20 protein-coding genes are annotated in these 21,130 nt (G+C 53.7%); 8 read left to right on the top strand and 12 right to left on the bottom strand.

Annotation, left to right across the window (positions count from 1 at the left end):
* The first annotated feature begins 194 nt into the window (after positions 1-194).
* Positions 195-383, top strand: a complete 189-nt coding sequence (locus WG929_RS12325; protein ID WP_369855042.1) for a hypothetical protein — start codon at positions 195-197, stop codon at positions 381-383.
* 202 nt (positions 384-585) lie between these two features.
* Here the strand turns inward: WG929_RS12325 and WG929_RS12330 are convergent, their stop codons facing one another.
* Complete coding sequence (locus WG929_RS12330) at positions 586-2,070, bottom strand: aldehyde dehydrogenase (protein ID WP_416206265.1); 1,485 nt, start codon at positions 2,068-2,070, stop codon at positions 586-588.
* A gap of 400 nt (positions 2,071-2,470) precedes the next feature.
* Positions 2,471-2,617 carry a hypothetical protein gene (locus WG929_RS12335; protein ID WP_416206084.1) on the bottom strand — a complete coding sequence of 49 codons (147 nt, stop codon included), beginning with the start codon at positions 2,615-2,617 and terminating at the stop codon, positions 2,471-2,473.
* 267 nt (positions 2,618-2,884) lie between these two features.
* Here WG929_RS12335 and WG929_RS12340 point away from each other — a divergent pair, with 267 nt between their 5' ends.
* The 4 genes from WG929_RS12340 to argE all read left to right on the top strand — a co-directional run bounded on the left by WG929_RS12340 (position 2,885) and on the right by argE (position 6,586).
* The gene (locus WG929_RS12340; protein ID WP_416206266.1) at positions 2,885-4,150 is read left to right on the top strand and encodes a flavin-containing monooxygenase; all 1,266 of its coding nucleotides are present in this window, start codon (positions 2,885-2,887) and stop codon (positions 4,148-4,150) included.
* Positions 4,151-4,258: 108 nt separating this feature from the next.
* Positions 4,259-4,690: a RidA family protein gene (locus tag WG929_RS12345; RefSeq protein WP_369855039.1), complete on the top strand. Its 432-nt coding sequence runs from the start codon at positions 4,259-4,261 to the stop codon at positions 4,688-4,690.
* Positions 4,687-5,358 (top strand): DUF1028 domain-containing protein, encoded by a 672-nt coding sequence (locus tag WG929_RS12350; protein WP_369855038.1) that lies wholly within the window; start codon positions 4,687-4,689, stop codon positions 5,356-5,358. The genes WG929_RS12345 and WG929_RS12350 overlap by 4 nt, the downstream gene beginning before the upstream one ends.
* Before the next feature lie 43 nt (positions 5,359-5,401).
* Complete coding sequence (gene argE, locus WG929_RS12355) at positions 5,402-6,586, top strand: acetylornithine deacetylase (RefSeq protein ID WP_416206267.1); 1,185 nt, start codon at positions 5,402-5,404, stop codon at positions 6,584-6,586.
* Between the two features lie 87 nt (positions 6,587-6,673).
* On the opposite strand, the gene WG929_RS12360 is transcribed toward argE, so the two are convergent.
* The 6 genes from WG929_RS12360 to WG929_RS12385 form a co-directional block, all read right to left on the bottom strand.
* Positions 6,674-8,269: a GMC family oxidoreductase gene (locus tag WG929_RS12360; RefSeq protein WP_416206268.1), complete on the bottom strand. Its 1,596-nt coding sequence runs from the start codon at positions 8,267-8,269 to the stop codon at positions 6,674-6,676.
* Between the two features lie 67 nt (positions 8,270-8,336).
* A complete protein-coding gene (locus tag WG929_RS12365; RefSeq protein ID WP_416205927.1) occupies positions 8,337-8,483 on the bottom strand; it encodes a hypothetical protein in 147 nt (48 codons plus the stop codon).
* A gap of 67 nt (positions 8,484-8,550) precedes the next feature.
* Complete coding sequence (locus WG929_RS12370; protein ID WP_416206269.1) at positions 8,551-9,387, bottom strand: ABC transporter ATP-binding protein; 837 nt, start codon at positions 9,385-9,387, stop codon at positions 8,551-8,553.
* Positions 9,375-10,178 carry an ABC transporter permease gene (locus WG929_RS12375; protein ID WP_369855033.1) on the bottom strand — a complete coding sequence of 268 codons (804 nt, stop codon included), beginning with the start codon at positions 10,176-10,178 and terminating at the stop codon, positions 9,375-9,377. The genes WG929_RS12370 and WG929_RS12375 overlap by 13 nt, the downstream gene beginning before the upstream one ends.
* Positions 10,179-10,188: 10 nt before the next feature.
* Positions 10,189-11,187 carry an ABC transporter substrate-binding protein gene (locus tag WG929_RS12380; protein WP_416206270.1) on the bottom strand — a complete coding sequence of 333 codons (999 nt, stop codon included), beginning with the start codon at positions 11,185-11,187 and terminating at the stop codon, positions 10,189-10,191.
* A 162-nt stretch (positions 11,188-11,349) separates the two neighbouring features.
* Positions 11,350-12,333: a LysR family transcriptional regulator gene (locus WG929_RS12385; protein ID WP_416206271.1), complete on the bottom strand. Its 984-nt coding sequence runs from the start codon at positions 12,331-12,333 to the stop codon at positions 11,350-11,352.
* 461 nt (positions 12,334-12,794) lie between these two features.
* On the opposite strand from WG929_RS12385, the gene WG929_RS12390 reads away from it, so the two are divergent.
* Positions 12,795-12,989, top strand: coding sequence for a hypothetical protein (locus WG929_RS12390; RefSeq protein WP_416206272.1), 195 nt, complete (start codon positions 12,795-12,797; stop codon positions 12,987-12,989).
* Between the two features lie 280 nt (positions 12,990-13,269).
* Here WG929_RS12390 and WG929_RS12395 read toward each other — a convergent pair whose 3' ends face one another.
* On the bottom strand, positions 13,270-13,716 hold the full coding sequence (locus WG929_RS12395; protein ID WP_369855029.1) for a bacteriohemerythrin: 447 nt from the start codon (positions 13,714-13,716) through the stop codon (positions 13,270-13,272).
* A 483-nt stretch (positions 13,717-14,199) separates the two neighbouring features.
* Between WG929_RS12395 and WG929_RS12400 the strand changes: the two genes are divergently transcribed.
* Positions 14,200-14,451 carry a hypothetical protein gene (locus tag WG929_RS12400; RefSeq protein WP_416206273.1) on the top strand — a complete coding sequence of 84 codons (252 nt, stop codon included), beginning with the start codon at positions 14,200-14,202 and terminating at the stop codon, positions 14,449-14,451.
* A gap of 796 nt (positions 14,452-15,247) precedes the next feature.
* Here the strand turns inward: WG929_RS12400 and gcvP are convergent.
* The 3 genes from gcvP to gcvT form a co-directional block, all read right to left on the bottom strand.
* A complete protein-coding gene (gcvP, locus tag WG929_RS12405) occupies positions 15,248-18,193 on the bottom strand; it encodes an aminomethyl-transferring glycine dehydrogenase (protein ID WP_416206274.1) in 2,946 nt (981 codons plus the stop codon).
* 150 nt (positions 18,194-18,343) lie between these two features.
* Positions 18,344-18,730: a glycine cleavage system protein GcvH gene (gene gcvH, locus WG929_RS12410; RefSeq protein ID WP_416206275.1), complete on the bottom strand. Its 387-nt coding sequence runs from the start codon at positions 18,728-18,730 to the stop codon at positions 18,344-18,346.
* A gap of 199 nt (positions 18,731-18,929) precedes the next feature.
* The gene (gene gcvT / locus WG929_RS12415) at positions 18,930-20,027 is read right to left on the bottom strand and encodes a glycine cleavage system aminomethyltransferase GcvT (RefSeq protein WP_416206276.1); all 1,098 of its coding nucleotides are present in this window, start codon (positions 20,025-20,027) and stop codon (positions 18,930-18,932) included.
* 325 nt (positions 20,028-20,352) lie between these two features.
* On the opposite strand from gcvT, the gene fliR reads away from it, so the two are divergent.
* Positions 20,353-21,129 carry a flagellar biosynthetic protein FliR gene (gene fliR / locus WG929_RS12420; protein ID WP_416206277.1) on the top strand — a complete coding sequence of 259 codons (777 nt, stop codon included), beginning with the start codon at positions 20,353-20,355 and terminating at the stop codon, positions 21,127-21,129.
* The last annotated feature ends 1 nt before the right edge of the window (position 21,130 follow it).

A 21,130-nucleotide genomic window follows, 5' to 3' on the forward strand; every position in this document is an offset into this window, starting at 1 on the left:
AATTTTTAGGCTGAAATGCCCGGTATATCAGGGATTTTTGATTGATGAGTCAGGCTGATTTTGAAACATTCATTGATTTTTAATTCAAATGCTTAGTTTTTCTCATGAATCTACTGAAAAAGGATCGCTTTTTAAAAGAGTGGCTCAGACTTAGTATGCTCGCATCAACCAGCCAATCACCCGGAGCGACTCTCATGAACAACAACGAAACCAATACCACTACCCAAGCTAACGACACTATTGAACGCAGCATTGCTGAAGCGCGTGAATTACGCACTGAATATCTGGCTGAAATCATGTCTGGCGCCGCCGCAAGTTTTGGCGTTATGTTCAGCATCAAGGATGTATTCAGCAAGGTAGCAAAAACCAAATTTAGCCACTAAGGGCAATGGCAGGGCAGCGTTAAGCTATGCCTTGCGATAAGCAGTAAAACAGGTGATTGGCCGACTGTGAGGATCACCCCACGGTCAGGCTCAAGCCTGAGATACCATTTTTGCCAGTTCTGTTGAACACTCCCTTCAAAGACCTTCTCCCTGATTCTGTTTGCCAGCCGTTGTGGCTGACTCTGCCATTGATTGTTTCTCGTTAGCCTAATGTGATCCAGGTTGTTTTCAGCTGGGTAAACTTGTCGATGGCATGCAGCGACAGGTCACGGCCGAAACCTGACTGTTTGTAGCCACCAAATGGCACACTGTAGTCAATCGCATCCATGGCGTTCACCGAGACGGTGCCGGCCCGCAAACGGCGAGAGACGCGATAAGCGCGATTGATATTCAGTGTCCAGACCGAAGCAGCCAGGCCATAAATAGAGTCGTTGGCGATGCTGATCGCTTCCTCCTCATTTTCAAAAGCCATAACGGCGGCGACTGGGCCAAAGACTTCGTCCTGGGCAATGGCGAGATCCGTTGACACCTTGCCAAAGACTGTTGGCTCAACCAGACAGGATGACTCATCTCCCAAGCCGCCGGTCAGCAGCTCCGCCCCTTGGTTGATGGCTGTGCGGATATGGGATCGAACATTGGCAGCGTGGTTGGCATCAACCAGAGCACCCACTTGCGTGGTCGGGTCGAGGGGATCACCGACTGCCATCGCTTTGGCCTTGGCAACAAATTTCTCAACGAACACATCGTAGATACTCTTTTCCACCAGAATGCGGGAGTTGGCGGAGCACACTTCACCCTGGTTAAAGAAAATACCCAGCGCGGCATGTTCGACAGCAGCCTCCAGATCACAATCGGCAAAAATCAGATTCGGGCTTTTACCGCCGGTTTCTGGCCATACCTGTTTCATATTGGACTGGGCTGAGTAACTCATAAACAGCTTGCCGACGGCGGTAGAACCGGTAAAGGCGACGCAGTCGACATCCATATGCAGACCGAGTGCCTTGCCGACGACGTCGCCGTAACCGGTCACCACGTTCAGTACGCCATCGGGCAAACCGGCTTCTTTGGCCAGTTCCGCCAGTTTCAGTGCGGTCATCGGGGATTGTTCGGCGGGTTTCAGGATCACGGAGTTACCGCTGATCAGCGCCGGAGCCAGTTTCCAGGCGGCGATATCGAGCGGGAAATTCCATGGCACAATGGCGGCCACTACACCCACCGGCTCACGGGTAATGGTGGCGATATTGGCACTGTTGGTGGGGGCGACTTCACCATAGAGTTTGTCGATGGCTTCGGCGTACCATTCAAAACATCCTGCGGCACCGGGGATATCAATGTTGTAGCAGTCCATCACCGGTTTGCCGACGTTGAGGGATTCCATCAAGGCAAAGGTTTCGCGCTGTTGCAGAATCAGCATCGCCAGTTTTTTCAGCACCGCTTTACGCTCTGCCGGTGACTGATCGGCCCATACGCCGGATGCAAAAGTAGCTTTGGCGGCCCCAACTGCGCGATCCACATCGTCGGTGCTACAGGCTGTTGTAGCGGTCAGTGTTGCGCCGGTGGCAGGGTTGATGGTGTCGTAGGTGGCACCGTCACTGGCGTCAACATATTCACCGTTAATCCATGCCTGTCTGGGCATGTTTAGCTGCTGTTGCTGCTCTATCCAGTACTGTTTGCTGAAGCGTGTCATAGTGCCCTCGGGTAATACGAACGGGCACATCCCCAAACCGCCGCGCTCGACAATAAAATATTAACCATCGTTCGCGGCGTTTTTGAATGCGCTCTGAAAATACGTGTAATCCAAACAGAGGCTAATCGAGTCATCGCGTCTTTAAAATACATTTTACCTGACCACTGCATTGTATTTTTCTATAAAGAAACCCTGACTGTTTATTGTTCAGCCTTGCGCCAGCGGCTGATTCACGGCAGATATTTCTGGATCAGTATTATCAATGCAGCTTTATAAATAAAAATATTTTAAGGCATTCCATTTTCTTCCTAGTCTCGGTCAATAGCTTCAGTCAGAGCGTTATCTGAAGGGGACATCTATTTAATCCGGTGCTCACTCTGGGCCACCGGATGGTTTCGAATCACGAAGCCGACTTGCAGGCCTGACGGGTCAAGTCAAACGTCGGCGACACCGAGTCGAGATCATCCGGCAGCCCCCGAAGGGCGCGGGTTGCCGCCGTCCAGTGCAGTGTTGACGAATTTGAAAAGGACGCGTCATTTCGCTGCATTCGTCGCCTTGCCCTGAACAACGGCAACACTCGCGCAGAGCCGTGCAGGATTAAATAGATGTCCCCTGAAGGTCAAACCGACACTCCAGCACCAGGCCCGTCACAGAATATGGGTTTGGTGTCGCTGTGGGGGGGCGGCCTGGTCTTTTAATGCTCTGCCTGACGAACAGAAATCCGCTGCGGACATCGCCGTCAGCGAGGCTGGCTGTAAGCGCGCTGTCTTTTCACGTAGCAGCGCTTCTGATTAATGATGAGACTGGCAGAGTTATGACAACCCATACCCTTGATATCGATACGCTAATTGTTGGCGCAGGTCAGGCGGGTATCGCCATCAGCGAACACCTGACCAAACTGGATATTCCCCACCTGATACTGGAACGCAACCGAATAGCCGAGCGCTGGCGCAGTCAGCGGTGGGATTCTTTGGTTGCCAATGGCCCCGTCTGGCACGACCGGTTTCCCGGTCTGCAATTTCAGGATATGGCACCCGATGAATTTGCCGCCAAAGAACGTGTCGCCGATTATTTTGTTGAGTACGTCAGAAAAATGAATGCACCGGTTCGAACCGGTGTTGAGGTGACACGAGTCACTCGTAATAGGAACCGTGCCGGGTTCACCATAGAGACATCCGATGGCGTCATCACGGCCAATCATGTCGTGGCGGCTACAGGGCCATTTCAGCAACCGCTGATCCCGGCTATTGCGCCTGCCGATGACTCGATATTACAAATCCATTCGGCTGAATACCGCAATCCACCGCAATTACCCGCAGGGAATGTGCTGGTGGTGGGTGCCGGTTCTTCCGGGGTGCAAATTGCCGATGAACTGCAACGCTCTGGCAAACAGGTCTATCTGTCTGTTGGTGCCCATGACCGTCCGCCACGCGCTTATCGTAACCGCGATTTTGTCTGGTGGCTGGGAGTTCTGGGGTTGTGGGACGCGGAGGAAGTTAGCCCCGGCAAAGAGCACGTTACCATTGCCGTCAGTGGTGCCCGAGGTGGCCATACCATTGATTTTCGTCGTCTGGCACAACAGGGCATGACACTGGTGGGGTTGACCAAAACATTTCATAACGGCCGCGCCATCTTTGCCAACAACCTGTGCGACAACATCCGTAACGGCGATGAAAACTACTTCTCGTTGCTGGATGCAGCGGATGCCTATATCGAACGTAATGGGCTGGATCTGCCGCCAGAGCCGGAAGCCAGAATCATGCTGCCAGATCCGCAATGCATGACCAATCCCTTGCTTGAGCTTGACCTGAAAGCGGCGGGCATTACCTCCATTATCTGGGCGACCGGTTTCAGCCAGGATTTTAGCTGGCTGCAGGTGGATGCGTTTGATGAGCAGGGCAAACCCCGCCACCAACGTGGCGTATCGAGTGAACCCGGTGTGTATTTTGTCGGCCTGCCATGGCTGTCGCGTCGAGGATCGACCTTTATCTGGGGTGTGTGGCATGACGCCAAACACATCGCTGATCACATTGAGACCCAGCGCAAGTACGCAGACTACAAGGATGCTGCACAGCGTTAACTGCATGCTCAACCCGGTGGCGCTGATGCCGCACGATCATCATCGCCATCGACTCTTGTTACCAGCCTGATTGCGCGGGTTATTTTCTTGTTTATTCGGAGCCGATAGATGCCGACACACACTCGTATACGTATGTTTAACACCCGAGAGACCTACCCGAACCAGAGTCTTGACAATGATCTCTGCCAGGCGGTGAAAGCGGGCAATACCGTGTATCTCCGCGGGCAGGTCGGGACGGACTTTAACGGCAAGCTGATTGGTCTGGGGGATCCTCGTGCCCAAGCGGAACAGGCGATGAAAAACGTCCAACAGTTACTGCAAGAGGCCGGATCTGATCTCTCTCATATCGTCAAAACCACCACCTATATTACCGACCCCCGGTTTCGTGAAGCGGTGTATCAGGAAACCGGCAAATGGCTGAAAGGCGTTTTTCCGATCTCAACCGGACTGGTGGTCGCCGGGTTGGGCCAGCCTGAATGGCTGATGGAAATTGATGTGATTGCTGTTATTCCCGATACGGTGGCAGGGGAAGCTCGATGACCTTTTCCGTTGCGGGGATCTGCCAGGACACCGGCATGGTCGGCTGTGCCATCACCTCATCCAGCATTTGCGTCGCCAGTCGTTGTGCCTACACCCGCTCAGGTGTCGGGGTGGCGTTGAGCCAGAATGTCACCAACCCTGATCTGGGGCCACTGGCCTTGCACTATATGGCACAGGGCTGTGCCCCGGATGAAGTGTTGAAGTATCTGCAGCAGGCCGACCGCTATCTCGACTGGCGCCAGGTGGGCGTGCTGGATGCGCAGGGTCGGGGCATTACCTTCAGTGGCAAAGAAGCATTAGGCATCAATGCGACTCGGGTCGGGCAACACTGTCTCGCCATGGGTAACCTGCTGGCCAGTACCCATGTGCCAGATGCCATGATCGATGCTTTTGAGCACTCAACCGGTCATTTGGCTGAACGTCTGCTGATCGCTTTGGAAGCGGGTCTGAAAGCTGGTGGCGAAATGGGGCCGGTATTTTCCGCCGGTCTACAAGTCAGTGCTGAGCCGGATTGGCCCGTGGTGGATTTACGCGTGGACTGGCACGTCAGCCCGATTCATGAGCTGCGAATGGTCTGGGAGCAGTATCAGCCGCAAATTGACGATTATGTGAAGCGGGCCAAACAACCGGCTGATGCCAGTGCGTTTGGTGTGCCGGGTAACGAATAAATCGGCTTTTCAGCCTGTCCTTTAGCCACCCGATGAGACTGCTATGGCAACAGCACTGACTCGCACTCTGTTAGAAACGCTAATCGGTTTTGACACCACCAGTGTTCATTCCAACCTGGCGCTGATGCATTTTATTCAGAACTACCTTCAACAGCATGGCGTCGACAGTACGCTGATTCATGATGAGAGCGGCGAGAAAGCCAACCTCTACACCACTATTGGGCCGCAAGACATCCCTGGCGTGATGTTATCTGGCCATACCGATACGGTGCCAGTGGCGGGTCAGCACTGGCATTTCCCGCCGTTTGAACTGACTGCACAGCAAGGCCGCTGGTATGGCCGTGGCACCACCGATATGAAAGGTTTTATCGCCGTGGTGCTGGCTGCCGTGCCTGACATGGTGAAGCAGTCGTTAGTTATGCCAATCCATCTGGCATTTTCTTACGACGAGGAAATTGGTTGCCTGGGTGTCCGAAGGCTGATAGACACCGTTCAAACGCTGCCGATCCAACCGGCTATGGCGATTATTGGCGAACCCACCAGCATGCAAATTGTTACTGCCCACAAGGGCAAGCTGGCTGGCAAGGTGACAGTGACGGGCAAAGCCTGCCATTCTGGTATGGCTCCGCTTGGTGTTAATGCCGTCAACTACGCTGCCCGGATGGTGGTCTGGCTGGAACAGCTGGCACGCGATAAACAACACAATGGCCCGTTTGCCGATGGCTATGAAATTCCTTTCACCACGGTGCATACCGGTACGATTCAAGGTGGCACGGCGTTGAATATCGTCCCTGACCACTGTGAGTTTGTGTTTGAATTCCGCAACATCGCCACAGAATCACCGCAGGATCTCCTGGCGTTATTCAAGCAATACGCCAACGAGTTGCAGCAAGAGATGCAAGCCCTTGATACTGGCTGTCGAATTGATTGCCGTATGACCAGTGAATATCCCGGCCTGACCACCGCCAGTGATGCCGACGTCATTCATTTTGTGCGGCAACTGACGGATCAACCGGGTTTGCACACCATTAACTTTGGTACTGAAGGCGGCTTGTTTTGTCAGGCGCTGGGGATTCCTACCGTGGTCTGCGGGCCGGGCAGTATGGATCAGGGCCACAAGCCGGACGAGTTTGTTGAAGCGGCCCAACTGGCACAGTGCGAAGTGATGATGCAGCGGCTGGTGGCGCTACTGGCAGAGCAACCGGTATCCAGCCAAGCGGACTCGTAATGCGTGCATGTGGAGCTGTGAGATATGAGATATGAGATATGAGATATGAGATGAAGGGCAGGTGCGTAGTCATCCTGCCCATCGGTTTTACTGCAACATCAGCTCCGCTGCCTTCTCACCAATCATGATGCAGGGAGCATTGGTGTTACCACTGACCAGTGTTGGCATGATGGAGGCATCTGCTATTCGCAACCCTTCGATGCCCCGAACTTTCAGCTCTGGGGTAACTACTGCCAAATCATCCATCCCCATCTTGCAGGTGCCCACCGGATGGAACACCGTGGCACCGTATTCACGAATATAGGCCAATAATTCTGCGTCGGTTTGCACGGCAGCACCGGGCAGCATTTCCTTGCCACGAACGTCATCGTAGGTGTTGTCTGCCAATACCCTACGGGCCAGCTTCAGACCTTCGATCAGCACCTTGGCGTCGTCCATGTTTGACAGAAAATTGTAATCCAGCGCCAGCGATTGATCTGCTGCCAGACGTAATTCACCGATGCTTTTTGGCCGTAACACACAGACGTGAATGGCGTAGCCGTGGCCCCATTCGAACAGTCGTCCACGGTGACTGCGGTAGCCCGGTACATAGTGAAACTGTACATCGGGAATATCGCCTGCCAGCGGTGTTTTGAAAAAACCACCGGCTTCCACATAATTGGTGGTCAGCCAGCCCTTGCGGTTGGCCAGATAACGTAATGGCGAGGTCAAAATGCTGGGCAAGGCACCGAAGGAAAAGCCCAGGGTGGTGGTGTTCTTCGAACGCACCGTTACCAGACCATCGAGATGATCTTGCAGGTTCTGGCCAACGCCGGGCAGATCAACCACTGGCTCAATACCGGCAGCCCGAAGCTGTTGCGCGGGGCCAATGCCGGACTTCATCAGAATATGCGGTGACCCGAGTGAACCGGCGCTGAGCACCACTTCCCGGCTGGCGTTCAAGGTCTTGCGCTGGCCGTTGTCGTTGACCACCATGCCGGTCACTCGCTTGCCTTCGAACGTCAGTTGTTCAACCTGACAGCCTGTTCGTACGGTCAAATTGATACGGGTGTCCAGTACCGGGGCGACAAAAGCCTGGTAGCTGGACAGCCGTTTGCCGTCTTTCTGGGTCAGGTTGTAGATGCCGCAGCCTGCCAGTGTGGCACCGTTGAAATCGGAGTTTTGCGGAACCCCCAGAGCGCTTTTGGCGGCTTGTAAAAAACGGTAGCTGAAGGGGTTAGGATCTTTGGGTTTATCAACCAGCAACTCGCCTTGTTGACCATGAAAGTCTGCGGACTGGGCCAGCAGGTTATGTTCGGATTTGCGGAACAAGGGCAGCACATCTTGCCAGCCCCAACCGGGGCAACCGGCCTGCTCCCATTGGTCGTAGTCACTGGCATGGCCACGAATGTAAATCATGCTGTTCATCGAGGCCGAGCCGCCCAGCGCCTTGCCTCGGGGGCAATGCAGCTGGCGGTTGTTCAACTCATGTTGCGGAACGGAAAAGTAGTTCCAGCTATACACCTGGCTTTTATAAAGCGTAATGGTGCCAGCTGGTATCTGCACGCGCAGGCTGTTGTCACTGCCGCCCGCTTCTAGCAGTAATACCTGAACATCCGGGTTGGCACTCAGGCGATTGGCAATCACCGAGCCAGCCGAACCCGCACCTACAATGATATAATCGAACGATTCTGTCGTTTGCATAACGCGTTACCTTTAGGGGACATCTATTTAATCCGGTGCTCACTCTGGGCCACCGGATGGTTTCGAATCACGAAGCCGACTTGCAGGCCTGACGGGTCAAGTCAAAAGTCGGCGACACCGAGTCGAGATCATCCGGCAGCCCCCGAAGGGCGCGGGTTGCCGCCGTCCAGTGCAGTGTTGACGAATTTGAAAAGGACTCGTCATTTCGCTGCATTCGTCGCCTTGCCCTGAACAACGGCAACACTCGCGCAGAGCCGTGCAGGATTAAATAGATGTCCCCTTTAATGCATTTCATCCAGATCATCATGCAACAGCGCCATAACGCGACGCTTGAGCGCGATAAATTCGGGTTCCATAGCCAGACTCAGAGTGCGGGGGTGGAGAATATCGACGTTTATGATTTCCCGAATATGACCCGGACGCGCACCCATGACGAACAGTCGATCGCCTAGCAAAATGGCTTCGTCGATATCGTGAGTTACAAACACCACGGTTTTTTTCTTGTGTTCCCATACCCGTAACAACAGTTGTTGCATTTGCAGCCGGGTCTGGCTGTCGAGTGCACCAAACGGTTCGTCCATCAGCAGGATTTTCGGGTCGTTGGCCAGTGCTCTGGCAATGGCCACGCGCTGTTTCATACCGCCAGACAGCTGTTTGGGGTAGTTATCGGCAAAGTTTTCCAGCCCCACTTCCTTCAGATAATGCGCAGCAATATCGCTGCGTTCTGGTGTTGGCACACGTTTGCGCTTCAATCCGAATTCAATGTTTTCCCTAACGGTGAGCCATGGGAACAGGGTGTAGCCCTGAAACACCATGCCCCGGTCAGGCCCTGGCTCGGTGACTGTTTCACCAGCTACCCGAATTTGCCCTTCAGTGGGATGACTCAAACCAGCCGTCAGAAATAACAGACTGGATTTGCCGCAGCCAGACGGCCCGACAATCACGGCAAACTCCTGATCACGAACTTCCATGCAGACGTTATCGAGTGCCGTAAATTCACCGCCGTCCGGCTTGGGGAAACGCAACGTGACGTTTTCAATCGACAACTGCACAGGATGATCAAGAGTGGTGTCATCGGTGTGGGTCGCGACGGCGTGTGTGGTGTTCAGCTGTCCCATGAACCTAACCTCTTGCGTAAAACCCGGAAAAACTGGTCGGTAATCAGACCCAGCAAACCAATAATCATGATGGCCAGAAAGATAATATCGACCTGGAAGCCACGCATGGCCTTGAGGCTGATATACCCCAGGCCACTGGATGCGGCGACCAGCTCGGCAACCACCAGATAGGTCCAGGCCCAACCAATGGTGACTCGCAAGGTGTCCAGAACGCCCGGCAGCGAGGCTGGCGCAATAACGTGGGTCATCACCTCACGACGGCTGGCACCAAGAGTGTAGGCCGCCTGCATCAAGTCTTTGGGAACGCCACGGGCAATGTCGGCAATCATCACCAGTTGCTGGAAAAACACCCCAAAAATAATCACCGTGACACGCTGCTCCAGACCAATACCAATCCACAGAATAAACAATGGCACGAACGAGGTGACTGGCAGGTAGCGCATAAAGTTGACCAGCGGTTCCAGAAACGCCTGCACAATGCGAAAACTGCCCATCATCAGTCCCAGCGGCACGGCGACGATCGAAGAAATAAAGAAACCAATAATAACGACCTGAAAACTGGCCCAGATATGCACCGCCAGAGAGCCGTTTTTAGCCATACGAACGCCAGCGTCAAAGACATCCAATGGTGATGGCAGGAACATTTTCGGAACGATTTCGGTGACTGAAAAAGTCACCCAGATCAATAACACCAGACTCCAGCCGATTAAACCTGTGCCGAGAACGAGCTGCTTTGGCAGCTCCTCCCGAGGAGTCAAACAGGTGTTCAGTACACCGCGTTTGCTTGACATCAAAAACTCCTCACTGCGCCACGAAGTCGCTGTTGATCAGCTGGTCGTAGGTCACATTGAGTTCGGTTTGTTGCAGCGCGCTCCAGGTGTCATTCGCCGTGGTAATCAGACTGGCGATATCGCCCGGCTTGGTGCTGGTGCCGAACAGTTTTTCATTCATGGCCTTGTCGTAGAAACGGACATTGGCAGCGGCAGCGGCAAACTCAGCTGGGTCAGACAGGTAACCACCTACACCCTTGGACATGATGGCATAGGCTTCCTGCGGGTGTTGCTTGATGTATTCGACCGCACGATAGAGGCCATCAACCAGGGCTTTGACATCGTCTGGCTGGTTCTTGATAACATTGCAGCTGAGCGCGACCACATCCACAATCACGCCAGGGGTTGTGCTGCTGTCGATCAGCACCTTGCCGGTTTTCTTGGCACGCACCATGGACAAATGAGGTTCCCAGGTAACGGCAGCAGGAATACGTCCGGCCATAAAGGCGCTGGCGGCATCGTCGGCGGTCATATTCTGGATTTTCAGATCTTTCAGGCTCATGCTGTTTTGTTTGAGTAAGTAAGATAACCAGAACTGGGAAACAGAGCCTTCGTTCACTGCAACCTGTTTACCTTTCAGGTCTTGCAACGAGTTCACATCGTCACCCACCAGAATGCCATCACCGCCGTAACTGTCGTCCAGTGCCACTACCGATTCAAAGCAGAATTTGGGGCGATATTTCAGAATCTCATCGACAGTCGAGGCTGAGCCATCGAGGTGACCCGACGCTTGTGCTGCCATGTACATGGATGACTCTTCGATGGTTTTAAGATCGACGGTCAAGCCTTTTTCCTCGAAGTAACCCAGGTCACGAGCCAGATACAAGGTGCCATAACCAACCCAGGTGGTGTGGCCAATGGATAACTCACCCGCACTCGCGGTGGTGGTTATCATGGTTGCTGTTGATAGCGCCAATACGGAACCCAGCGTTATCTTGCGAATACAGGAAATAATGCCGTTCGTTTTCATGTAAGTGCCCCACGTGAAGATTCAGAGTTTTCATATTCGGTTCTCCAAAAGTTAATCCTGTCGGGGTGGGGTTCATCAATTATCTTTTTCCTTAGGCCTGAATCATGTTTTATTATTCAGGCAAATAATGCTAATCCATAGTGCAAGATAAAAGAAAGCGCCTCATATAAGGGCGCTTGTTGGCAAGCTGTTTGCCGCCAGTAATGGCATGGTCACCGAGCTGACCTCTCCGAGTTGTATATCGCTGAACTCCGACATGTATTTTTTTATTTCCTTAATAAAGGCGCTGGCTGCGGGGGTTGGCACTGACTCCGACAGCTTCACGACACCCATGGTCAAAGACACCAGGTCGTCTTCAATAGGGATGGCGACCAGATTGTCTGTGTCACTGTCTTGAGACAGCGGCATATTCAGCAAGGAGTAACCAAAGCCATTGGCCACCATGCCCCGCGCCATACTCAGGGAGTGGGTTCGGTAGGCACAATTAGGGTTGAGGCCGAGGGAGATAAACAGCGACATAAAATATTGACGGCTGACTGGCCAATCCAGCATCACTAATGGCAATGGTGCCAATTCCGCTATGGATACCGACGTGCGCTGGCTCAAACCATGCTCACGATTGACAACGGCATACGGCGGCAGTGATACCAGTGGTTCAAAGGAGACACTGCTAGGCAATTCCATGTCGTAGGTGATACCGATTTCATAGGCACAATCCTGAATACCCTGAATCAGATCTTTTTGGTGTAACTCGCGGCAGTCCACATACACCGAGGGATACTGGTCGACAAAGCGCTTCAGAATGCTGGGTAACACCGCACCGGTAACGGTCGGAAAGCCCGCCACTTTCAAGGTGCCGGAAATCTCGGTGCCCAGGCTGCTGGCAAACTGGGCCAGGCTTTCTGCTTCTTTCAGCAGATTGCGGGTTTTGCGGTAAAACGCCAGCCCTTGTGGTGTCAGGCTCAGTCCTTGCGCGTGGTGACGAATAAACAGTTTGAGGCCGGTGACATCTTCCAGATGCAAAATAGCCGACGAAATCGACGGCTGCGAGACGTACAACAACTCAGCGGCTTTGGTGACACTTTGATGCTCACCGGCAACGGCAAAGTAACGTAACTGCTTCAGCGTGAAGTTCATGGGGTTCATGTCAATCTCCTCATTTTTTCTGGCGGCTGTTTTGCCACAGAAAAACAAATGCAAAACCTTATCTGGTATTGATATTCCTATGCAGACTCCTTGCCAGCTTTGCCACCAGCGTGATTAAGGAACGCAACCACTGCATTTTTGAGAGGGCCAGACCAGACTGCAGACACACCGGCGGGGGGGATTTTCAGCCATGTGCTGTATAACATTTTCAAATGCAACGATATGGAATATGTGATCAAGCATCTCCCTCGTCTTTGTTATGCTGAAAATCAATACAATGTCAGCGCCATAAACTATGGCAGATAAATGGTAAAAAACTGTTAAACGGCCAATAAATACCGGTCAATAATACCCATATATTCTTTGGCAACTCCGGCAGTGACGCCAACGATACCCAGTTGAAACTGCTGCGTTATTACTTCAACGCCATTGGCAAACCGGAAAGAAAAAGGTTATCGCCCGTGAGCGCTCCTACCACGGCATTCAAAACCCTGGAAATTTACCCGCGTGACAACACTTTCGGCAGCGCCATTGCCTTCTGCCCACTACTGATTATTACCAAAGATCAGATAGACGAACTGCTGGGGATGTTCGGCCGTGCTCTGGCCGAGACCGGACGGTACGTTGAAAAACAAGGGGGGGGGCTCAATGATTAAACCGAGCCCGCTGAGAGCCCGTTGGTTTCAGAACAAGGCATGAGGGGCGCGGTTTAGCGAGTTAAACAAGTGACGAATAACGTCGTGCTGGAAGCCACTGGCCTTAGCACGAAGGGTCAGGGTCATCAACATTCCGCCATGCGGTGTTATTGGACTTGAAAAGGACTTGCCATTCTCGGCGCCCAACACCTTGCCGGGCGGAATTTGTCCCCCTGACAGGGCCTGTTAAATAATTGAGAACGACCTTGGTCACTGATATCAACCTGAACCGTTGGCTGACTCAGGCAAAAAAGCGTTTAACCATCCGCCGAACGAAGTTGCCCTCCAGCGTCTTTTTGACATAGGGGACATAATGCTTGTCATCGCGTTGAATATGATTGGTTAACCACAAGCCAATATCCGAACGCACCTCCTTGGCGACCTTGATACTGTCTTCACCTGTTTCCAGCCGCTGGTCGTAACTGATCGCTCGTTGCCGAAAGGCCTCGTGAACCTTGGCATGAGCCGCCAATACCGGGTAATTGGCTTGCTCCATCAGGCTTTCTTCAAACGCGTTATGTGAAATGGAATAGTCAATCAAGGCCTTGGCCACTGCCCGAATTTTAAGGTCGTCCCGCTGCGTTATAGCAGCGTCGACCTCTTGTAAATAGTCAAAAATACGTTTGTGTTGAGTATCAATAATATCAATGCCGGTTTCAAACTCCGGGTTCCAATGAAATGGCTGCACAGGTTCCTTCCTAACTCAATGGGATCATAAAAATACGCGGGTTGAAATGCCCCCGACTCCGTGACAGCCGCCTGTTACCTGGCCACACTTAGAATGACTAACTGACCGACAACCAACAGCAACGCCAACACTACCAACAAGGCCTTGATCACAGCTGGATACCCCAGCTCATGCCTGGATAATACCCATATCGAGGTGGCTGCCATGGTGATAACAACCGCTGTCATCGTGACCGTCAGAGCGCTCCAGCTCATGCTCGTTAAGGATCAGGACAAAAGCTGCTCCAACCCAAGCGCATCAGGAATGATTCGGATAGAAAATATGGAAAAACAGGACATAGAACCTCCTGACCCAACCAGACTGCCGGGAAACAGGCAGTTCGTGGTAGGCTGTGAAATCAATTTCGATGGTGATCGGTGCTCCAACACCTTTTGCCTATATTAGGCATAAATACCCAATATGGGTAAATTGGAATTATAAATAGTGGGTGATGTAGTAGATAGATTAAATCTATTGCTGGATCTGGAACAAGTGAAGATGCCATGGCTGGAACAGCAAACGGGTATCAAGTCAGGGAAGTGGCACAAGGTGAAACGGCGCGAGAATGAAATGAAAGCATCCGAACTAGCAGTTCTCGGCACGGTGTGGCCTGAGTATGCTTACTGGCTAATGACTGGTCTGGAGCTCCCGGCAGCAGGGCAGATTAGCCCGATAACAAAAAGAGCCTCCGGCTAACCTGGATCCATCCAATCCTATCGATTGAACGATCCTTAAATAGCTGGCGCTACCGTTGTTGAGCAGCAAAATACAAGAATGTGATAGGGAAATGATAATTCGCCCAAGGTTTGGGCTTTTGCTGGTGGTTAGATTGGGGAGGCCGAATCACCAAATACGACTGGAGTGTGCCCCGCAAGATTCGCTACGCCGGTTTGGTCTGGGCTTTGCCTTGATCACGCCCCCTTTAATCGGCAGGTCGAAATACACGCCATTCCAGAAATTCGCCCCGAATTCCGCCGGTTGTTTGAACATAAACAGCAAATTATGGCACCGACAGCTTAGGTTATCTCGGCTGACGGTATGGGGTTGAGAATAGGGGCAGGCTAAATGGCACATTAACTCCGGGCCTTCCAGGCATTTCATATCCTTCATCGACAGCAAGAAATCCTTGAAACCGGTGGCTCAAACTCAGCTTATAACGGCTGGTATCACCGTCAGGGCTCAAACACCACTGTAGCGATTTCAAACGTATGGCCTTTCTTGTCGAGCAGAAAAACCGTCTTCTTACCTTCTAACGTCGCCGCTGTTGCTATGGCAGAACCGATTAAGGTCGAGAACATCAGCCGCCATGTCGCTACTGTTTGGAGTACCGGAATTATCAGCTAGCAGGCTGCTGACCTGCTAGCTGCGTTGCCACTACAGTGTCAAAAACAGGTTCAAATCGGTTGTTTATTAGCCATAAACTCCCTCTTTTCTCCTGTTTTTGCCTTGCGTTGACTGCCTCGAAAACAAACATCAACGGCCTGCCAGAAAATCAATCCTCGTAGTGTTCAATCGCCGGGCAGGAACAGATCAAATTCCGATCGCCATACACGTCATCAATACGACCCACGCTTGGCCAAAATTTGTGGGCACCGAGGTTTTTGGTGGGGTATACGGCTTGTTCACGGCTGTACGGCCGATCCCATTCACCAACGGTGACGACTTCGGCGGTGTGAGGGGCGTGTTTCAGCGGGTTGTTGTCGGCGTCGAGTTCGCCGCGTTGGACGGCGTCGATTTCGCCTTTGATGGCGATCATGGCGTCGGCGAAGCGGTCGATTTCGGCTTTGGATTCAGACTCGGTCGGTTCAATCATGAAGGTGCCCGCGACCGGGAACGACATGGTCGGGGCGTGGAAGCCGTAGTCCATCAAGCGCTTGGCAATGTCGACTTCGGTGATGCCGGTTTCGGCTTTGATTGGGCGCAGGTCGACGATGCATTCGTGTGCCACACGGCCGTTCTGGCCGGAGTACAGAATCGGGTAGTGGCCACTCAGGCGTTTGGCCAGGTAGTTGGCTTTCAGCAGGGCGTTCTGGGTGGCGAGGCGCAGACCGTTGCCGCCCATCAGGGTGATGTACATCCAGCTGATCGGCAAAATGCTGGCAGAGCCGTAGGGGGCGGAGGATACCGCGCCGTTGCCTTTGGCTTCGTTGGCTATCGGACGTACGGCGTGGTTGGCGACAAAGGGAGCCAGTGCAGCGGTGACGCCAATCGGACCCATGCCGGGGCCGCCGCCACCGTGGGGAATGGCGAAGGTTTTGTGCAGGTTCATGTGGGATACGTCAGCGCCGATAAAGGCGGGCTGGGTAATGCCGACCTGGGCGTTGAGGTTGGCACCGTCCATGTACACCATGCCGCCGTTGGCGTGAATCAGGTCGCAGATTTCTTTGACACCTTGTTCATAGATGCCGTGGGTCGATGGGTAGGTCAGCATCAGGCAGGAGAGCTGGTCTTTTAATTCTTCGGCCTTGGCTTTGAGGTCGTCGAAGTCAACGTTGCCCTGGTCGTCGCAGTTGGTGACGACCACGCGCATGGAGGCCATCTGGGCAGATGCCGGGTTGGTGCCGTGGGCGGAGCGCGGAATCAGGCAGACGTTGCGGTGACCTTCGCCACGGCTCTCGTGGTATTTCTTGATTGCCAGCAAACCGGCGTATTCGCCTTGTGCGCCGGAGTTCGGTTGCATACAGATGGCGTCGAAGCCGGTGATGGCGCGCAGGTAGCCGTCCAGTTCGCCGATCATTGCTTCGTAGCCCTGGGTCTGGGACTTGGGTGCGAATGGGTGGATGTTGGCGAATTCTGGCCAGGTCACCGGGATCATTTCGGTGGTGGCGTTGAGTTTCATGGTGCAGGAACCCAGCGTGATCATGCTGTGGTTCATGGCTAAATCCTTCGACTCCAGACGCTTCAGGTAGCGCAACATGTCGTGCTCGCTGTGGTACTGGTTGAAGGTTGGATGAGTCAGGAAGTTGCTGGTACGTACCAGTTCGGTGGGCACCGAGGTGGAACCTGTGGCAACGATACTGGCGTCGAGGGTGTATACGTCGAGTTTGTGGCTGTCTTTATTGGTACCCAGAATCACGTCGAACAGCTGTTGCACGTCGGCCGTGTTGGTTTTTTCACCCAGGGTGATACCGAGTGTGTCAGTGTCGATGCCTAACGCCTGATCGTCACGCAGGTTAATTTCAGCGGTTTCGGCGCGGGCCAGTACGGCGGCGCGGTCGTTTACTTTAATGGTCAGGGTATCGAACCAGCTGCTGGTGACCAGTTTAATACCGGCGGCTTTGCCAGCGTCTGAAGTCAGACCAGCCGCAAGAATATCGGTCAAACGGTGGATGCGAGCGGCAATGGTCTTCAGACCCGTCGGGCCGTGGTAAACGGCATAGAACGACGACAGGTTGGCCAGTAAAACCTGGGCGGTACAGATGTTGGAGTTGGCCTTCTCGCGGCGAATATGTTGTTCGCGGGTTTGCAGTGCCATGCGCAGGGCCGGTTTGCCCTGGGCGTCGATGGAGACACCGATAATACGGCCGGGAATCGAGCGTTTAAAGGCGTCGCGGGTGGCAAAGAAGGCGGCATGAGGGCCACCAAAGCCCATAGGTACACCAAAATGCTGGGCGTTGCCGAGGACAATGTCGGCACCCATCTCGCCGGGAGATTTCAGGGTTACCAGAGCCATCAGGTCGGTGGCGATGGCGACCAGGGCGTTGTTGTTGTGCAGGGCGTCGATGATGGCAGTGAAATCACGCACGTCACCGTTTTTACCCGGATATTGGAACAGTGCACCAAATACGTCGGCGCTGGCGGCGGCGTCAGCCGGGCCAACCAGAATGTCCCAACCAAACGCTTCGGCGCGGGTTTTGACCACGTCGATGGTTTGCGGCAGGCAGTTTTGATCAATAAAGAAGGTGTTGGATTTGTTCTTCTTGACCGAGCGTTTGGCCATCGCCATGGCTTCGGCGGCGGCGCTGCCTTCATCCAGCAGCGAGGCATTGGCCAGTTCCATGCCGGTCATGTCGATGACCATTTGCTGGAAGTTCAGCAGCGCTTCCAAACGACCTTGGGCGATTTCTGGCTGATATGGCGTGTAGGCGGTGTACCAGCCGGGGTTTTCCAGCACGTTGCGCAGAATGACCGGTGGAATAATGGTGTCGTGGTAGCCGAGGCCAATGTAGCTTTTGAAGACTTTGTTCCGGCTGGCTAAGGTACGCAGATAGTTCAATGCGTCAAATTCTGTCTTGCTGTCGGCAATAGCGAGGAATGGCGCTCGTAAAATATCGGCCGGGACGATTTCGGCCGTCAGCGCGTCGATGGAGTCGGCATTCACCGTAGCCAGCATGGCATCGGCTTCGACGTGGTCAATCCCTGTGCCGTTTGATGCAATGTGGCGGCCTACAAAGGCATCGCGTTGTTCCAGTTGTTGCAGTGACAGAGTGGGTGTCATTGAGAAGGTTACCCTCAGTTTAAAAGCAAAGAACCCCTGAGGAGTCAGAGGTTCGAATGTGTGCGGCTGTGCGGCTGTGCGGCTGTGCGGCTGTGCGGCTGCAGGGTTGCGCGCTGTTGCATCCCTTGTACTTGACTCGGGAGGGGAGAATCAGCCTTCGCAAGCCGCGCTATAGGCATCGGCAGCCATCAGGTTTTCCAGGTCGGCGGCATCGGCCAGTTCCATCTTGAAGAACCAGGCTTCGCCGTATGGGTCTTCGTTAACTTTTTCCGGCGCATCGACCAGGTCTTCGTTGACGGCGATGATCTTGCCAGCCAGTGGCGCATAGATATCGGAGGCGGCTTTTACTGATTCAACCACGGCGCATTCGGCGTCGGCTTCGAATTCGGCGTCGATTTCTGGCAGCTCAACGAAGACCACATCGCCGAGTGCTTCCTGGGCAAAATCGGTGATGCCGATGGTCACGGTGCCGTCGGCTTCGACACGAATCCATTCATGAGATGCGACGTATTTCAGATCTGCAGGTACATTGGCCATGTTCTTTCTCCAGGCTATTGATGTTGCGCTTGAGAGACCAGCAGCAGACAGGGCCGGGTAATGTCGGGGTATCTGTGTGCTGGTCGGCACGGCAACAGCAGTATGTTAATTCAGGGTTAGCGTTGTTGCTGCATTCTACGGCGTCCGGCAGTTGGCTGAAATGCCCCTGCGCGAACGCTACCTACTTAATTGGAACTATTTACTCGTAGACTTTTTTACCGTTACGCACAAAGGGCAACTTAACGACTTTGGCCGCTATCTGTTTGCCACGGATATCCACCAAGCAGCGATCACCAGTGGCTACCGGCACGCGCGCCATGGCGATAGAGCATTCCAGCGTTGGACTGAAAGTGCCAGAGGTAATCTCGCCGGTTGGTTGCTCGCCGTTACCCAGGTCAACGATCACCTTCTGGTGTGAACGCATAATGCCACGGCCTTCCAGTATCAGGCCAACCAGCTTGTTGGGCACGCCTGTGGCTTTTTCGGCTTCCAGCGCTGCCCGGCCAATAAAGTCGCGGCTGGCCGGTTCCCAGGCAATGGTCCAGCCCATGTTGGCTTGCAGCGGGCTAACGGTTTCGCTCATGTCGTTGCCGTACAAGTTCATGCCAGCTTCCAGTCGCAGGGTATCGCGCGCGCCCAGACCACAGGGTTGGACATCGGCTTCCAGCAAAGATTGCCAGAATGCAGCGATTTCTGTTTCTGGCACCATGATTTCCAGACCGTCTTCACCGGTGTAACCAGTACGGGCATAAAACCATTCGGCCTGCCCCCGACCCTGGAAAACTTTCAGGCCGTCAATGGCGCTGGCCGCTTCCGGCTTGACCAGTTTTACTTTGGCAATCGCTTGTGGGCCTTGCACGGCCACCATGGCCAGCTCTGGACGCTCGGTGAGGCTGAGGTTGGAAAAACCGCGCAGGTTTTTCTCCATCCATTCCAGGTCTTTGGATCGCGTCGCCGAGTTCACCACCAAACGGTAACCGCCGTCGGCCTTGTAGACGATCAGGTCGTCAATCACGCCGCCATCCTGGTTCAGCATGCCGCTATACAGCGCCTTGCCTTTTTCCGTCAAGCGGGCGACATCGTTGGCCAGCAATTTTTGCAGGTAATCCGTGGCGTCGGAGCCAGCCAGATCAACAATGGTCATGTGTGATACATCAAACATCCCGGCGTGTTCGCGCACCGCCTTGTGTTCAACAATCTGGGAACCATAGTGAATCGGCATTTCCCACCCGGCGAAGTCCACCATCTTGGCGTTGGCTTCCAGGTGTTTGGCATACAAAGCAGTACGTTTGGCCATGGAGCGTCCTGTGTCTGGGTTACCTGAAACGCACTCGGCAGCAGTTGCCGGGGGCGTGAAAAAAAGGGCGGTAAGTATACAGCTTTGTGGTGAGCAGGGCATCTGCTGCAGGGAATTTGTTACGGATTCCGTTTGGTGGGGCTGGTGGTGAGGTTGGTCGGTTCATTCGCTGATGACCGGGTATTCGGCAGGATCGCTCCAATCGTTCCAATCATGAGACTGCCCCTGAGTATGCGAGTCGGTTTTACGATGAGCGTGAGGGTCTGCCAAACTTCTTCGGCACAGCCCTTGCTTGAACCAGATATTGCGTCAATAAGCGGTCATTATGCTGGAATTTACCGATCTTGAAGTTGGTCACTGGATTAGCCGTTACGTTTATCCGTTTGCCCGCATCAGTGGCCTGTTTATGGTGATGCCGCTGCTGGGTACTCGTATGGTGCCGACCCAGATCCGGCTACTGTTAGCCGTGGCGACGACGCTGGTTATTGTGCCGGTCTTACCACCTTTGCCGAAGGTGGAGGCGATGTCGGTTGCTGCGTTTGTGATTATTTTGCATCAGCTGCTGATCGGTATTGCGCTTGGTTTTATCGTCGAGATGTTGACGCAGGTCTTTGTGTTGGCGGGTCAGCTGATTGCCATGCAAACCGGTCTGGGTATTGCGACCACGGTCGATCCGTCACAAGGTGCGTCGGTGGTGGTGATTTCGCAGTGGCTGCTGTTTATGGTCAGCCTGGTGTTTTTGTCATTGAATGGCCATCTGGTACTGATCGAGGTGCTGGTACAAAGTTTTTACTCGCTCCCCGTTGGTATGTCGAGTTGGTCGGCGGCTGATCTCGGTCGTATTGTGCACTGGAGTGGCTGGATGTTTGCTGCGGCACTGGTGATTGCCTTGCCAGCGCTGGCGGCGTTACTGGTGGTGAATCTGGCCTTCGGGGTGATGACCCGTGCCGCCCCGCAGTTGAATATTTTTGCCTTGGGTTTTCCGGTCACCATGGTGGTTGGTTTGTTTATCTTGTGGCTGACGATGACGGATATGGCGCTGTCGTTTCATCGTCATATGGAGGCCTTGTTCGCTTTTGCGCGCACACTGGTGGGAGGCTGAG

The sequence above is a fragment of the Oceanobacter antarcticus genome (genome assembly GCF_044962685.1).
Classification (GTDB): Bacteria; Pseudomonadota; Gammaproteobacteria; order Pseudomonadales; family Oceanobacteraceae; genus Oceanobacter; species Oceanobacter antarcticus.

What these genes read in the sequence shown, in the direction of transcription:
- WG929_RS12325 (WP_369855042.1), top strand. Translation starts at nt 195, where the DNA reads ATGAACAACAACGAAACCAATACCACTACCCAAGCTAACGACACTATT.
- WG929_RS12330 (WP_416206265.1), bottom strand. Translation starts at nt 2,070, where the DNA reads ATGACACGCTTCAGCAAACAGTACTGGATAGAGCAGCAACAGCAGCTA.
- WG929_RS12335 (WP_416206084.1), bottom strand. Translation starts at nt 2,617, where the DNA reads ATGCAGCGAAATGACGCGTCCTTTTCAAATTCGTCAACACTGCACTGG.
- WG929_RS12340 (WP_416206266.1), top strand. Translation starts at nt 2,885, where the DNA reads ATGACAACCCATACCCTTGATATCGATACGCTAATTGTTGGCGCAGGT.
- WG929_RS12345 (WP_369855039.1), top strand. Translation starts at nt 4,259, where the DNA reads ATGCCGACACACACTCGTATACGTATGTTTAACACCCGAGAGACCTAC.
- WG929_RS12350 (WP_369855038.1), top strand. Translation starts at nt 4,687, where the DNA reads ATGACCTTTTCCGTTGCGGGGATCTGCCAGGACACCGGCATGGTCGGC.
- argE (WP_416206267.1), top strand. Translation starts at nt 5,402, where the DNA reads ATGGCAACAGCACTGACTCGCACTCTGTTAGAAACGCTAATCGGTTTT.
- WG929_RS12360 (WP_416206268.1), bottom strand. Translation starts at nt 8,269, where the DNA reads ATGCAAACGACAGAATCGTTCGATTATATCATTGTAGGTGCGGGTTCG.
- WG929_RS12365 (WP_416205927.1), bottom strand. Translation starts at nt 8,483, where the DNA reads ATGCAGCGAAATGACGAGTCCTTTTCAAATTCGTCAACACTGCACTGG.
- WG929_RS12370 (WP_416206269.1), bottom strand. Translation starts at nt 9,387, where the DNA reads ATGGGACAGCTGAACACCACACACGCCGTCGCGACCCACACCGATGAC.
- WG929_RS12375 (WP_369855033.1), bottom strand. Translation starts at nt 10,178, where the DNA reads ATGTCAAGCAAACGCGGTGTACTGAACACCTGTTTGACTCCTCGGGAG.
- WG929_RS12380 (WP_416206270.1), bottom strand. Translation starts at nt 11,187, where the DNA reads ATGAAAACGAACGGCATTATTTCCTGTATTCGCAAGATAACGCTGGGT.
- WG929_RS12385 (WP_416206271.1), bottom strand. Translation starts at nt 12,333, where the DNA reads ATGAACCCCATGAACTTCACGCTGAAGCAGTTACGTTACTTTGCCGTT.
- gcvP (WP_416206274.1), bottom strand. Translation starts at nt 18,193, where the DNA reads ATGACACCCACTCTGTCACTGCAACAACTGGAACAACGCGATGCCTTT.
- gcvH (WP_416206275.1), bottom strand. Translation starts at nt 18,730, where the DNA reads ATGGCCAATGTACCTGCAGATCTGAAATACGTCGCATCTCATGAATGG.
- gcvT (WP_416206276.1), bottom strand. Translation starts at nt 20,027, where the DNA reads ATGGCCAAACGTACTGCTTTGTATGCCAAACACCTGGAAGCCAACGCC.
- fliR (WP_416206277.1), top strand. Translation starts at nt 20,353, where the DNA reads ATGCTGGAATTTACCGATCTTGAAGTTGGTCACTGGATTAGCCGTTAC.